This is a genomic window from Microcoleus sp. (genome assembly GCF_049646505.1).
Taxonomy (GTDB): domain Bacteria; phylum Cyanobacteriota; class Cyanobacteriia; order Cyanobacteriales; family Microcoleaceae; genus Microcoleus.
The window spans coordinates 1-12990 of record NZ_JBARVX010000344.1; the positions used below are offsets into that span (position 1 = coordinate 1).

Consider the following 12990-nt stretch of genomic DNA (forward strand, 5'->3'; position numbering starts at 1 on the left):
AGTTAACCTAAGATAGATCCAAGCTGCTAGAAAAGCGGTGCTGCATCAACCTTTAAAGAGATAAAAACTGACATGATGGGATTAATCCTGGAAGCGCTCGAAGCAATGGGACACAATGTCCGCTGGATGTCTTGGAATTTGTTTTTAGGTTTACTACCGCTGGCGCTGAGTTTTTGGCTGTTCCGCAAACCCCGATCGCGCTGGCTGCTGTGGGGTACGGGTTTTCTCCTGGGCGCTACTTTTTTGCCCAGCACGCGCCAGGTTTTAGGCTATCTGAGGCACATTGTCCAAGATGTGGGCAAAACTTACGTTTTGGGGGCGATCGTCATTACACTCGCACTGATGGCTGTAGACATCTGGGTACTGCGGCAGCGCGGAGTTCGCTCTCTCCGCTGGTGGGTCGGCTTTTTCTGGTTTATCGCATTTTTGCCCAACGCACCCTACGTTTTAACTGATATCATTCACCTGATCCGCCAGATTAAAGAGGGCAACTCGGTGTGGATTGTGACTCTGGCTTTGATTCCGCAGTATCTGGCGTTTATGCTGGTCGGGTTTGGAGCTTACGTGCTGTCGGTGATGAATTTGGGTTACTATCTCAAGCAACAGGGCTGGGGTAAATTTATCCTCGCCACCGAGACGATCGTACACGGACTTTCGGCGATCGGCATTTATTTAGGGCGATTTATCCGCTTCAACACTTGGGACATCCTGACTAACCCGGATGCGCTGGTTAACACCGTCATGAACGATTTGATTGGTAAGCGTCCGGTTCTAGTAATGGCTGCAACATTTGTAGTAATTGCGGTTTTGTATTGGGTGATGAAACAAGTTATTTTGGGCATCAGCCAGCGATTTTACAGCAGTCAATCCGAGTCGGAGTCGATCGGCGAAAGCGCAAATTCTGCCGATTCCATCGATTTGAGATTTTAGATGAGTTCCACAACTAACATCCCAACTTTTTTGCTCTCGGCGACTTCATTCAGAAAACAAGTATTCCTCTGTGCCCGATCTCATTTCCGGTAAAATAACGGTTATCGGGTTCGAGCATTCTCGAAGGATAGAATATGAGAACAACTTCTTCGCTCAACTCGCCAATAAATTCCTGCGACAATGGAAAAGAAAAGTTGCTATCTTATAAAAGCCGAAGTAGTTTTGTAAAAAGCAAAGATGAATCGATTTGACCGTCAGTTGTGGGAGAGATTTATTGCGATCGCTCAGCCTTACTTTTATCCTTTACAGCCAGGGGGAGGCAGAATATTTTTAGGATTAGTCGCGCTGCTGTTGATATTTCTCTTCGCTGCGATGTTTGTACTCCTCAGCGCTGTATGTCTGGGGGGTGTTGCTCTTTTTCCTGATTTTGTCAATAGTATTGCGGCCGGCTTGATTACCTTGTTGAAAGGAATTATTAATTCGCCTGCAGTTGCGATCGTGGCTTTAATGCTAATTATTCCTTTGAGTGCTTTTGTCTGGTTTAAAGACAGACTGACCAGGCACTGGCAGCCCTGGGCTTTATTGACTTTGCTGCTATTTTTGTCGCTGTCAGTCAGCGGTCTAAATGTAATAATTAGTTATGTCGGTAACTTTTTTAACACAGCACTAGCTAAAAAAGACGAGCTCAATTACTGGAAGTATCTGTTTGTCTATGCAGGGGTTTTTGTACTCGGCACTCCTATTGTAGTAATTTACCGCTATATCCGAGATAAATTAAGTCTCTACTGGCGAGAGTGGATGACAAATAAGTTCCTCGACAAATATTTTCAAAATCGGGCTTATTACGAAATAAATTCTAACAAGGAAATCGACAATCCAGACCAGCGAATTTCCGAAGATGTCAAATCATTTACCGAGACAAGTTTGTTTTTTTTGCTGATCGTCCTCGGTTCAATCGTTGACGTTATATCTTTCACAGGTATCCTGTGGTCAATATCCAAAGAACTTTCGATATTCCTGATAGTTTATGCTATTTTGGGAACCGTCGCCACTCTGATTTTTGGTCAAAAATTAGTACCTCTTAATTTTAATCAACTTAAAAAAGAAGCTAACTTCCGCTACGGACTGGTTCACATTCGCGACAATGCCGAATCTATTGCTTTTTACCAGGGGGAGGAACAGGAATCGACACAAATAAAGCAGCGGTTCGTAGAAGTATTCCGCAATTTTAATTTACTCATTGGCTGGCAGCGCAATCTGGATTATTTTACAACGGGATACGGATATGCTGTGGTGATTATTCCGGCTTTGTTTCTAGCTCCTGCTTACTTTTCTGACAAAACCGATACAATCCAGTTTGGAGATATCACGCAAGCAGGTTTTGCTTTCAGTCAGGTTTTAGGCGCTTTTTCAGTGATTGTCACTCAGATTCAACCGCTGAGTTCTTTTGCAGCTAGTATCAATCGCTTGACTGTATTTACAGATACTTTGGAAGCAGAAAAAGCCGTATCTCGTGCCGGAGAAACTGTTATAGATGTAGTAGTTGATTCTCGGTTGGCGCTGGAACACGTTACTTTAGATACTCCCAAGCATCAAAAGACTTTGATTGGGGATTTGTCGGTAGCGGTGTCGCCCGGAGAAGGACTGTTAATTGTCGGTCAAAGCGGTGCTGGAAAAAGTTCTTTGGTGCGGGCTATTGCGGGTTTGTGGGACTCGGGCACGGGTCGTTTGGTGCGGCCGGAACTTGGGGAAATGTTGTTTTTGCCGCAGCGTCCTTATATGATTTTGGGCAGTTTGCGATCGCAACTTCTCTATCCCAACACCAGCAGCGAGGTTGATGAGGAAAAATTGCGCTATGTTTTGGCATCAGTAAACTTAGCAGATTTACCGGACAGATTGGGCGGTTTTGATGCAGATTTAGATTGGCACGAGATTTTGTCGCTGGGAGAACAGCAGCGTTTAGCTTTTGCCAGATTGTTGCTGACAGAACCGCGATACGCTATTTTGGATGAGGCGACAAGTGCTTTGGATTTGAAGAACGAGCAACATTTATACGAGCAGTTGCAAGCAACTAAAACTACCTTTGTGAGTGTCGGCCACAGATTGAGTTTGTTGAAATATCACCAGCAGGTTTTGGAACTTTTGGGCGATGAAAGTTGGCGGGTGGTTTCTGCCGAAGAATACCGCGATACTGCGAGCGTGTTTGGTTGATAGATGGCTGCATTTGAGCAATTGTGAATTTATATCAATTCCGGTTGCACCGTCAGGTGATTGTTGACTGTTGACTGGGGTTTGCTCGTTACCAGGAAGAGCCTGGTAATGCAGGTGCGGAGGAAGAGCCTCCTTTGAGGAAAGCAACTCACAGGAGAGAGGACTGTAGGAGGTGTTTAAGTTATTAAGTTTTCGATCCTAATTAAAAATTTCTAAAACGGCCCAAACAGCAAAAAGCAAGCTGAACGTTGACCGATTTAATTGTTCGCCGACTAAAACTCACAGAATATAATAGAAGATAGATTTTTAGTACAGCCGAGATTCCTACCTTGACGAATTTTTAACTAACTTAACTCAAGTTTTTTCTAAGCTTGATGTGGGATGTGCCAAGAAAAATCTGGCGCAGATTATTGCCGAAATTCAGTGCTAACAAAAAAGCGATCGCCCCAGTCAAAAAAACCAGTTAAAAAAGCGATCGCCCAAGGTTCAACAAAAACAGAATTCCAAAAAATTATTTGACAATACCGAAAACCGACGCTGATTCAGACCCGGTAATTTTGCCCACAGCAGGCGCTGTTTGAGCTCGTGCAATTTTGGGAAGTAAAAATCTCTCTGCATAAATCCGAGGATTTGCTTGAGCGATTTGAACGTAAGATTCGCGGACTTCTGCGTTGACTGCCACAGTCTTAGCGTCGTAGACTTGCATCGCCATGTTCGGATAAAAACCAATGCCAACAATCGGGATTAAAAAGCAAAATGCGATCGCCACTTCCCGAGGTTTAGCATCAATAAACTGTGCATCACCGGGCAAAACGCAACTATTACCGAAACAAACCGCTTCATCCAGATTCTCACGCTGATTCCGCAAATCTAGATCCTCAAGGTCGCAAGCCGCCAGTGTCCCGCAGTTGTAAAATAACTGTCGCAGCATCGAGAGCAAATAAATCGGAGTCAAAATCACTCCCACCGCCGCCAAAAACACGATCGCCGCGCGGAAAGAAGTGCCGTAAACATCGCTAGTTGCAACGCCTACAAACACTGACAATTCGCTAGCAAAACCGCTCATGCCGGGGAGTGCCAAAGAAGCCATTGCGCCTGCGGTAAACAAGGCAAAAACTTTCGGCATCACTTTCCCAATCTCGCCCATCTCGTCCATCACCATTGTATGGGTGCGATCGTAGGTAACGCCAGCTAGGAAAAACAATACTGAAGCAATCAAACCGTGGGAAATCATTTGCAGCAGCGCCCCGTTGATTCCCAAATCGGTGAAGGAAGCGATACCCAGCAGCACAAATCCCATGTGAGAAATCGACGAATTCGCAAGGCGGCGCTTCATGTTCGATTGGCCGAAGGAATTCAGCGCGCCGTAGATAATGTTAACAACACCCAGCACCGCCATAATCGGTGCAAAGTAAATGTGTGCTTTCGGAAGAAGTTCCAAATTCAGGCGGATCAGTCCGTAGCCGCCCATTTTCAGCAACACGCCGGCCAGAATCATCGACACGGGAGAAGATGCTTCGCCGTGGGCATCAGGCAGCCATGTGTGAAAGGGGAAAATCGCCAGTTTTACGCCGAAGGCAATGAACAATCCGCCATAAAGCAGGATTTCTAAACCCAGCGGGTAGTCCTTCAAGCCGAGTTCTACCATGTCGAAGGTAACGTTTCCTCCGCCGTAAAATCCCATTGCTAAGGCAGCTATCAAAATAAAAATGGAAGCGCCTGCGGTGTAAATCAAGAATTTGGTAGCTGCGTAGCGGCGGTTTTGTCCGCCCCAAATCGAGATTAGCAGGTACACCGGAATTAGTTCTAATTCCCAGACAATGAACAGCAGCATGATGTCTTGGGCGACAAATACTCCGATTTGTGCCGAATACATCACCAACATTAGGAAGTAGAACAATCGCGGCTTGCGATCGACCTCCCATGCAGCAAAAATAGATAGCGTAGTCACCAATCCCGCCAACAACACCAGCGGCACCGACAGCCCGTCAACCGAAACAGACCAGTTGATCCCTAAAGAAGGTATCCAGGAATATTTCTCGACGATTTGGAAAGTAGAGATGCTCGGATCGTAATGAGTCCAAAACACCCAGCACATTAATACAAAGTCTGCAATACCAACGCTCAGAGCATACCAGCGGACTGTTTTGCCGTCAGTATCCGGCAAAAAAGGGATGGCGGCGGCAGCTATGAGGGGTAGGATGACAATTGCGGTCAGCCAAGGAAATTGATCCGCTATCATGATAGTGAGAATAAATACTTAGTTGGAAGTTACCACAATTATAATACTAAATTTAAGTAAAACTTAAGATTTGTAAATATATTTTTTTGACAAACACCGCAGCGGCTAGCAAAAGCATAGATTGCGGCAAATGTCAATAGTTTTTGCAGTTATTTTATTCAGCAGTCCTTAGCCGGACTCAAACATTTTATAGCAGCTAAAGTGGCTCTAAACCTCTCTGGACAAGGCTTGTGAAGTCGGGAACCCAAAAATGACAGTAAGGCGGCGGCGAGCATCTGTGTCTTGTATTTCTAGCATCGCCCAGCCCCAAAAAATCCTTTTTACAAAACACAGATACTCCTGCTTACGGTTTCGGGCAAGTCTTATTGGCGAAGTCACAGCTATAAATATACGGTTTTTGCCAGCTCAGAGGAATTTCCAACAAATCCCTGGTTCCCGTCATTCCCTGTCCCAGAAACAGCAGCACAGCGATCGAATTCAAGATGACATGGACAGTGCGCCACCGATTCGATCGATCTTTGTAAATATCTTGAACAATCGCCAGCGAAAACACCATCAGCAGCGCCGCAGCGATGCCAATGTAGTAGTGAGACCAATACCATTCATTAGTCCGCCGATAAACACCGTCTTGAGTGCCAAGAATCACCAAACCAGCACCAGTCAAAGTAGCAAATATGCCGCGCCACAAAGCAGGCTCAGCTCGGTACAGCATCACCAAAGAAGCAACAGTCGCCACAAACATCAGCACAATGAAAACGACTTGAAACGAGTTTTTGCTCCAAATTTGTTCGGTCAAAATATGCTCAAAAATCGCGTACCCTAAACCCAACAACGTCACTCCTACCACCGAACCAGACAGAATTCTACCTGCTTTCAGGTGTTCTGAACCGACTGCTGGGGGAATTTTGCTCTTGTCCCCGGATGCAACTTGCTTGCGGCGCTGCATCGTTTGCCAAGCCATATTCAGCACCACACCAAGCATCGGAAAAACGATCGCTACAGCTAAAATCGGATGCAGCAAAGCCAGAAAATCTTTAAGTTCCATATACAGCGCCTTTTCATTATTGCTTGCAGTTGAGCAAAGAGACGATCGAAAGTGCCGTTACCGGAAAACCAAGCCACCACCAGTCCCCCCGCTAAAATAACCGAACCGAACAGAACATGACTGTGGTGGCTTGGTATCCGGTTTCTGCCAGCACTGTCTCGACGATGAAAGCTCAAATAATTAAGCCATAAAATCATATTCTTTTTGAGCAAAATTTATAAATTGGCGCGGTGCCCGTCCCGCCCTCTGAGGAACAGGCAAGATGCCTGTACCACAATAGATCCTGATGAACAGGCAAGATACCTGTACCACAATAGATCGAATTGCCTAAGTCCTATTCGATCTTAGGAATGAAAATTTAATAACTTAAGCGATTGCTCGTTACCAGGCTCTGCCTGGTAATGCAGATCCGGAGGCTCCGCCTCCTTTAAGGCAACTTACAGGAGAGAGGACTGTAGGAGGTGTTTAAGTTATTAAGTTTTCGATCCTTAACGGAACAGTTCTTTGTTATTCAGAATAGCAGGCCAATTTTTATTTGCCAAAGCAATGTGACCGGGGATATCACCCATCCACTCTGCCTGTACTTTCTTGTCGTAGTTGAGATAAAGCTTCCCATTAACAATTTTCCAGGCATCAGGTTGGGTAGCAACAAGATTCCCTTCACTGGCAGCCTGGGCGCAATATCCACCGTATTCAGGAGCATACTTTTGAGGATTTTTAGCAAACATATCGCGGTTTGCTGCACTAGCAAACATCCAAGTTGTGCCACCCCAATTATGTTTGAATTGGCTAACTCCCATCACTAACTTGCTTTGGGTGAAATAGGCTACGACATCCTGACCGTCAAGAGCCATACCATTTTCGGTGTAATACTTAGGATGAACGGTTGTTGTGCTGCTTTTTCCAGCGCAAGGATTGGCTTTACCAGCACAAGGATTGGCTTTACCAGCACAAGGATTGGCTTTACCAGCGCAAGGATTGGCTTTACCAGCGCAAGGATTGGCTTTACCCGCACAAGGGTTTTCTTTACTCGCGCAAGGATTGGCTTTACCAGCGCAAGGATTGGCTTTACCCGCACAAGGATTTGATTCTGCAATCTTGAATGAAACGGTTGTAGAGTTTGAGTTTGTGGCAGCCTTGAAGTTGGCGTAGCTAACATTAGCTGTTGCCAAGCCTAGAATAGTGGCAATCGCGATCGTGGTAAAGTATTTTACTTTCATCTGTTTAATTTTCCGATAAATTGTTAGCAGTTCCACGCCAGAGATTAGCTTGAGAATTATTACTCTGTGGCAAATCGGCTGGCTTTTTGTTGTCCTCAAGACTTGAGGTTATTTACATTAACACTCAAGAAAATGAGTGCTAGATGAGGAAGAGATGGATGGGAGATAAAACTCTGAATGTTTTATAGCAATCCTAAATCATTATCACGTGCGGCGAACATAAATGTGATTTCCCCAAAATCCATCTGTAGGGACACGGCAGTGCCGTGTCCGGGAGACGGCAATGCCGTGTCCCTACAGACAATCATTTAGGATTGCTATATCTCTCGGTTTCTTCAGCAAAAATTCATCTAAGAATTAGGAAGGCATCATCTAGTTGCCAGGAATATCTTATAGACTGGAGATTAACCCTGACTATCTTTTAGTAGTTCAGTAATTTAATCGCGAGTTGAACAATGATCGCAGGAAAAGACTGGTTAGTGACGGATGATGGACAGTACCAGGTTTGTGAGACTAGCAGTCAAATTGAAGATTTGACTCATCCTTACCGAATTTACCGCTTTTTAACTGAGTTGGAAGATGTATTAGAGCAAATTAGTGACGATTATTTACGACTCCAGGCAATTTGTCCCCTTGTTCGCAGGTTGTTAGATAGTTCTTCCTGGCTTCAAATTGCTCTTTTAGAGCCTGACTCTGAGACAGGCTGGGCAGTACAAACACTTTATGATGAACCATTTTTTCCTCTGACGGTGCAGTTGGTAGCTTGGGCTCCGGGGGCTGTTTCTCCAATTCACAATCATGCTAGTTGGGGGCTGGTGGCGCTACTTAGCGGACAGGAAAAAAATACTTTTTGGCACCGATCGCCAAATGCTAAATTTCCCAATAAAATCAAAACAGCGGGCGATATTTTGCTTGCATCTGGTGACATTTTGTGCTTGATGCCCGATGCAATTCATCATGTGGAGGCAATCGGAGATGAACCAACAATTAGTTTTAATATTTATGGTGAAACAGATTACGATCGACGCTTTGAATTTAACCAGATTCAAGGCACGGCAGAAAATTTTTAAGCAAGCATTCTGATTATAATTGGGAATTGGGAATTGGGAATTGGGAATTGGGAATTGGTAAATTGAATGAAGCATATAACTAAATTTCTAGCTGCTATTAATCATTTTACGGCTAAACGAATTTCCACTTCTTCGCTTCAGTTTCGCCTGACGCTGGAATTGCTGGTACTCTCGATTTTAGGACTTAGCAGTGTGGCATTTTGGGCCGGCTGGCAAAGGTCGCAAAATCTAGTCGGCGCTCACAAACAAACGCTGGAATATATGGGGATGCGTTTTCCCGAACAGGTTGAACTTTATAGTGAAATGGGTTCGCTAGAAATTGGTTTAACCCGCAGCGTTCATAAAGCTTCTACAGGAGGAATTATGGTGTGGGTGAAGCGAAATGACGGGATGCTTTTGGTGAATTCACCTGATATGGATCTGCAATCTTCTAAGATTAGGAAGATGCTTTCGTTGACGGAAGTACCCGCTGAGCCGACTTTTGTGCGGGTGGACGATCGCTATTTGGTGATTTGTAGCACACCTCTGAAAATCAAAAATCAGTTGCTGGGTAGGGTATATTTGTCTCAAGATATCACTGACGAGCAACGTCAATTAAATGATGGGATTCGGAGTTTAATTGTTGTGAGTATTGTGGTAATATTAGTGTTAATGTTGGCGATCGCCAGTCGCATCCGTCATGCTCTGGGTCCCTTGGAACACATGAGTCAGGTAGCTAGCACTTTGTCTGCTGATAATTTGCAGGCGGCAAAACTTCAACTGCATCAGGCTCCTGATGAGATTTTAGGACTTGCACAAACTTTTAATGAAATGTTGTTTAGATTGTCGGGTTCCTGGGAGCAACAGCGCCAATTTGTCGGTAATGTTTCTCACGAATTACGCACTCCTCTAACGGTTGTAGTCGGTTATTTACAAAGTTTGCTGCGGCGCAGCACTAACTTAAATGACTATCAGCAGCAAGCACTAGAAACAGCGGTTGGCGAAACAGAACGCACGATTCGGATGTTAGAAGATTTGCTGGATTTGGCACGGGCTGATAGTGGGAATTTGCACTTTCGGTTGAATCCGGTGATGCTGAATACTCTGGTGGCTGAAGTGGCAGAAATGAGTCAAAAAGTGAGCAATAGAAAAATTATTTTAGTACCAACTGATGAAGATGTTGTAGCCTGTGCAGATCAGGATCGCTTGCAACAAGTTTTACTTAATTTAGTTGATAATGCTATCAAGTATTCTGATTCCGAACAACCTGTGGAGTTAGTCTTAGAAAAGAGGGAAGAGCAGGTGATGGTTCATGTGGGCGATCGCGGAATTGGCATTTCTCTCTCCCATCAAAACCGGATTTTTGAGCGGTTTTACCGGGTGGATGAGTCGGTGACGCGCTCTAGAGACGGTACAGGGTTGGGATTGGCGATCGCCAAAAGCCTGATCGAAGGTATGGAAGGACGTATCGCGCTGCGATCGAAACCGGGAGAAGGTAGTATTTTTACTATCACCTTACCTATCTGGAAAGTGTAATTATGGGCGATCGCATTCTCCTGGTTGAAGATGACCCTAAACTAGCGAAGTTCATCGAATCGGAACTTACTCTAGAAGGCTATCACGTCACTGTCGCCGGCAATGGATTGGATGGATTGACGATCGCCCGCACGGCTGAACCTGATTTATTAATTTTAGATTGGATGCTTCCGGGTATCTCTGGATTGGATATTTGTTTGAGGTTGCGATCGACTGGCGTGCAAGTACCAATAATTATGTTAACAGCAAAAGATGAAGTACCCGATCGCGTAACCGGATTAAATGCTGGCGCTGATGATTATGTGACTAAACCTTTCAGTATCGAAGAACTTCTAGCGAGAGTCAAAGCACGGCTGCGTCGCCTCCAACCAAATGACCCGGATAGCTTAGAATTTGAAGACCTAATCTTAAATTGTTTAACCCGCGAAGTTTATCGAGAAAATAAACTAATTGAACTCACGGCTAAAGAGTTTGATTTGTTAGAATTTTTGCTGCGAAATCCCCGTCAAGTCATTACGCGCGATCGGATTTTAGAAAAAGTCTGGGGTTACGATTTTATGGGCGAATCAAATATTATTGAAGTGTATGTTCGCGCCTTGCGGATCAAGTTAGAAGCAAGTAACTCAAAACGCTTGCTGCATACGGTTCGGGGAGTTGGCTACGTGTTGCGAGAGCATCGCGTCCCCTCCTGATTTTAGTTATCGCCCACATTCCGCACTTAAATTTGCAGTACGATCGAGAAAAAAGCCAAAAATCAGGGATGATTACTCAAACTCATGGTTCGCGATCGACATATCATCTTACCAAGGGCTGCCAATCATTGTAAAAGCAGCCCAAAAATAGGGGTGACTGAGATTGATATCGCCCGCACTTTCGATTTTTAGCAGTGGCAAGCTGTTTTCACCTCCGCGTTGGGAGGAGACAGCAAACGGGCCTCGTAATACTCCATTTTCGATGGAAACTTGACCTTTAATCATAGCAATCTGTGCTTGTCTGAGAGCTTCAGCTTTGATCGGCGCTGTTTTTAATTGGTGGTAAAACTCGCTCATCAATGCCAAAGTACCTTCGTCTGAAACGTACCACAAACTCGCTAAAGCTGACTTAACTCCTGCTTGAAACGCCAAACCAGCAAAACCCAATTCGCTTTGTTTGTCTCCTAATGCTGTGCGACAAGAAGAAAGCACCAACAACTCCACTGGTGGATTGCTCCATCCTAACTTTCTGAGATCGTTTAATTTGAGTTTTGCATCCCACAATTGAATAAAAGAGTTGCTGGCTACTCCTGGTTTAAATTCGCTGTGAGTTGCTAAATGAATTATTTGATAAGGGTTTTGACGGCGTTGAGATCGCAAATTATTCAGAGTAAATTGTTCGTTTAAAAAAGATTTACCCTGCCACAAAGTTACAATAGTATTCAATTCTGTTGGCACGGAAGGCAGCGGATCTAGCTGATTAAATTCGGCAGAACCCATTGCTAAAACTGAAGCATTTTGAAGTGATTGATAGCTGGTATCTGTGAGAAAAAAGGCAGGTATCTGACTGAACGAATATTTTTCAACAAGGAACTGTTTGCCGTCGTAAAGAGCTGCTAAAGGAAGACTTCGCAAACCTGCATCCATTGAAAATAGTAGCGTATTAATGTTTTGCTCCTGCAAGTTTGCTTCTAAAGGTGCAATCAGCAAACCATAAAGTTTCTCGGCAAAAGGTTTGTAGCTGGTGGTGTTCCGCTGCCGGGGATTAGAGATTTCTGCCCTTAATTTTTGTGCTAATTCTAGGACGCTTTCCCGGTTAGCTTCTCGTACAGTTTTTATAATTGCAGAACCATCAGTACCTAACATTGATAGTTCTACTCTATCTGCAAATAAGTTGATATAAATAATTGCCGATCGATTGTTACCAGTTTGAGGGTTAGAGGCAATTTTAATCAAAGTTTCGCGTATATTTTCAGCAGTAAGATTTGGATTAGTAGAGCCATTGCCAAAATAATCAGCATATTGATCTGCCCGATTTTGATCTAATGATAACAGGGAATTCATATTAGCAAGAGCTTGAAGATTGCCAGGAGGATTCGCTCCAACTGTGGGAATATTTGGGACACTGGGTGGCAGATTCTCCCCAGAGCGACCTCGTGTTTCACTTATATTCTCCGCCGCTGGTTGTGGGGAATTATCTGCAAAACCTCTAGAATTAAATACCTGAACATTATTAGGATTACTCCCTAAATTTCTGTTAGAATTAATCTCTTCGTTTACAATAGAATTTGGCCGGACATCGTTAATAATAGAATTTCTATCGATATTCCTATTTGCAGGCAAGTTGTCAATTATACTGCGAGTAGACAACAACTCCATATTGTTCATAATAGGCACGGCAGAGTTTCTAGGAATAAGCTGTTCGTTGATAGGAAAGTTGGGTTGGATATTGGGTACAAGAGTATTTTGAACAATATTGGGAGGAGGCAACTGCATATTATTAGGAGGGGAATTTAGATTTCCCGTATTCGGTTGTGGAGCTGTTCCACCATTACTATTACTCGCAGGGGCATTTGGATTCCGCATATTAGGTCCTTGAGAGATATCTTTATTATTATCATTAGGGCGTGTATTTAAATTTCCGGCATTCGGTTGTGGAGCTGTTCCACCATTAATATTAGGAGGCGTATTGTTTCCGGCATTCGGTTGTGGAGCTGTTCCACCATTAATATTAGGAGGCGTATTGTTTCCGGCATTCGGTTGTGGAGCTGTTCCACCATTAGTA

9 protein-coding genes are annotated in these 12990 nt (G+C 44.2%); 5 read left to right on the top strand and 4 right to left on the bottom strand.

Going from position 1 to position 12990, the window contains the following annotated elements; genetic code table 11:
• The first annotated feature begins 72 nt into the window (after positions 1-72).
• Both WBA89_RS17705 and WBA89_RS17710 read left to right on the top strand, forming a co-directional pair.
• Entirely contained in the window at positions 73-930 is an 858-nt protein-coding gene (locus tag WBA89_RS17705; protein WP_424408517.1) for a DUF1361 domain-containing protein, read from the top strand.
• Positions 931-1167: 237 nt separating this feature from the next.
• Positions 1168-3141: an ABC transporter ATP-binding protein/permease gene (locus tag WBA89_RS17710; RefSeq protein ID WP_424408519.1), complete on the top strand. Its 1974-nt coding sequence runs from the start codon at positions 1168-1170 to the stop codon at positions 3139-3141.
• A gap of 511 nt (positions 3142-3652) precedes the next feature.
• Here WBA89_RS17710 and WBA89_RS17715 read toward each other — a convergent pair.
• From WBA89_RS17715 to WBA89_RS17725, 3 genes are all read right to left on the bottom strand, one after another.
• Positions 3653-5383: an NAD(P)H-quinone oxidoreductase subunit 4 gene (locus tag WBA89_RS17715; RefSeq protein WP_424408521.1), complete on the bottom strand. Its 1731-nt coding sequence runs from the start codon at positions 5381-5383 to the stop codon at positions 3653-3655.
• 343 nt (positions 5384-5726) lie between these two features.
• Positions 5727-6428 carry a DUF4079 domain-containing protein gene (locus tag WBA89_RS17720; RefSeq protein ID WP_424408523.1) on the bottom strand — a complete coding sequence of 234 codons (702 nt, stop codon included), beginning with the start codon at positions 6426-6428 and terminating at the stop codon, positions 5727-5729.
• Between the two features lie 488 nt (positions 6429-6916).
• The gene (locus WBA89_RS17725) at positions 6917-7648 is read right to left on the bottom strand and encodes a YHS domain-containing (seleno)protein (protein ID WP_424408524.1); all 732 of its coding nucleotides are present in this window, start codon (positions 7646-7648) and stop codon (positions 6917-6919) included.
• 455 nt (positions 7649-8103) lie between these two features.
• Between WBA89_RS17725 and WBA89_RS17730 the strand changes: the two genes are divergently transcribed.
• From WBA89_RS17730 to WBA89_RS17740, 3 genes are all read left to right on the top strand, one after another.
• Positions 8104-8718: a cupin gene (locus WBA89_RS17730; RefSeq protein WP_424408526.1), complete on the top strand. Its 615-nt coding sequence runs from the start codon at positions 8104-8106 to the stop codon at positions 8716-8718.
• 66 nt (positions 8719-8784) lie between these two features.
• The gene (locus WBA89_RS17735) at positions 8785-10233 is read left to right on the top strand and encodes a sensor histidine kinase (protein WP_424408527.1); all 1449 of its coding nucleotides are present in this window, start codon (positions 8785-8787) and stop codon (positions 10231-10233) included.
• Positions 10234-10235: 2 nt separating this feature from the next.
• Positions 10236-10925: a response regulator transcription factor gene (locus tag WBA89_RS17740; protein WP_424408529.1), complete on the top strand. Its 690-nt coding sequence runs from the start codon at positions 10236-10238 to the stop codon at positions 10923-10925.
• A gap of 108 nt (positions 10926-11033) precedes the next feature.
• Here WBA89_RS17740 and WBA89_RS17745 read toward each other — a convergent pair whose 3' ends face one another.
• Positions 11034-12269: a CHAT domain-containing protein gene (locus WBA89_RS17745; protein WP_424408531.1), complete on the bottom strand. Its 1236-nt coding sequence runs from the start codon at positions 12267-12269 to the stop codon at positions 11034-11036.
• Positions 12270-12990: the final 721 nt, after the last annotated feature.

Coding starts and splice junctions, on each gene's coding strand:
- WBA89_RS17710 (WP_424408519.1), top strand. CDS start 1,168: ATGAATCGATTTGACCGTCAGTTGTGGGAGAGATTTATTGCGATCGCT.
- WBA89_RS17730 (WP_424408526.1), top strand. CDS start 8,104: ATGATCGCAGGAAAAGACTGGTTAGTGACGGATGATGGACAGTACCAG.
- WBA89_RS17735 (WP_424408527.1), top strand. CDS start 8,785: ATGAAGCATATAACTAAATTTCTAGCTGCTATTAATCATTTTACGGCT.
- WBA89_RS17740 (WP_424408529.1), top strand. CDS start 10,236: ATGGGCGATCGCATTCTCCTGGTTGAAGATGACCCTAAACTAGCGAAG.
- WBA89_RS17720 (WP_424408523.1), bottom strand. CDS start 6,428: ATGGAACTTAAAGATTTTCTGGCTTTGCTGCATCCGATTTTAGCTGTA.
- WBA89_RS17705 (WP_424408517.1), top strand. CDS start 73: ATGATGGGATTAATCCTGGAAGCGCTCGAAGCAATGGGACACAATGTC.
- WBA89_RS17725 (WP_424408524.1), bottom strand. CDS start 7,648: ATGAAAGTAAAATACTTTACCACGATCGCGATTGCCACTATTCTAGGC.
- WBA89_RS17715 (WP_424408521.1), bottom strand. CDS start 5,383: ATGATAGCGGATCAATTTCCTTGGCTGACCGCAATTGTCATCCTACCC.
- WBA89_RS17745 (WP_424408531.1), bottom strand. CDS start 12,269: ATGAATTCCCTGTTATCATTAGATCAAAATCGGGCAGATCAATATGCT.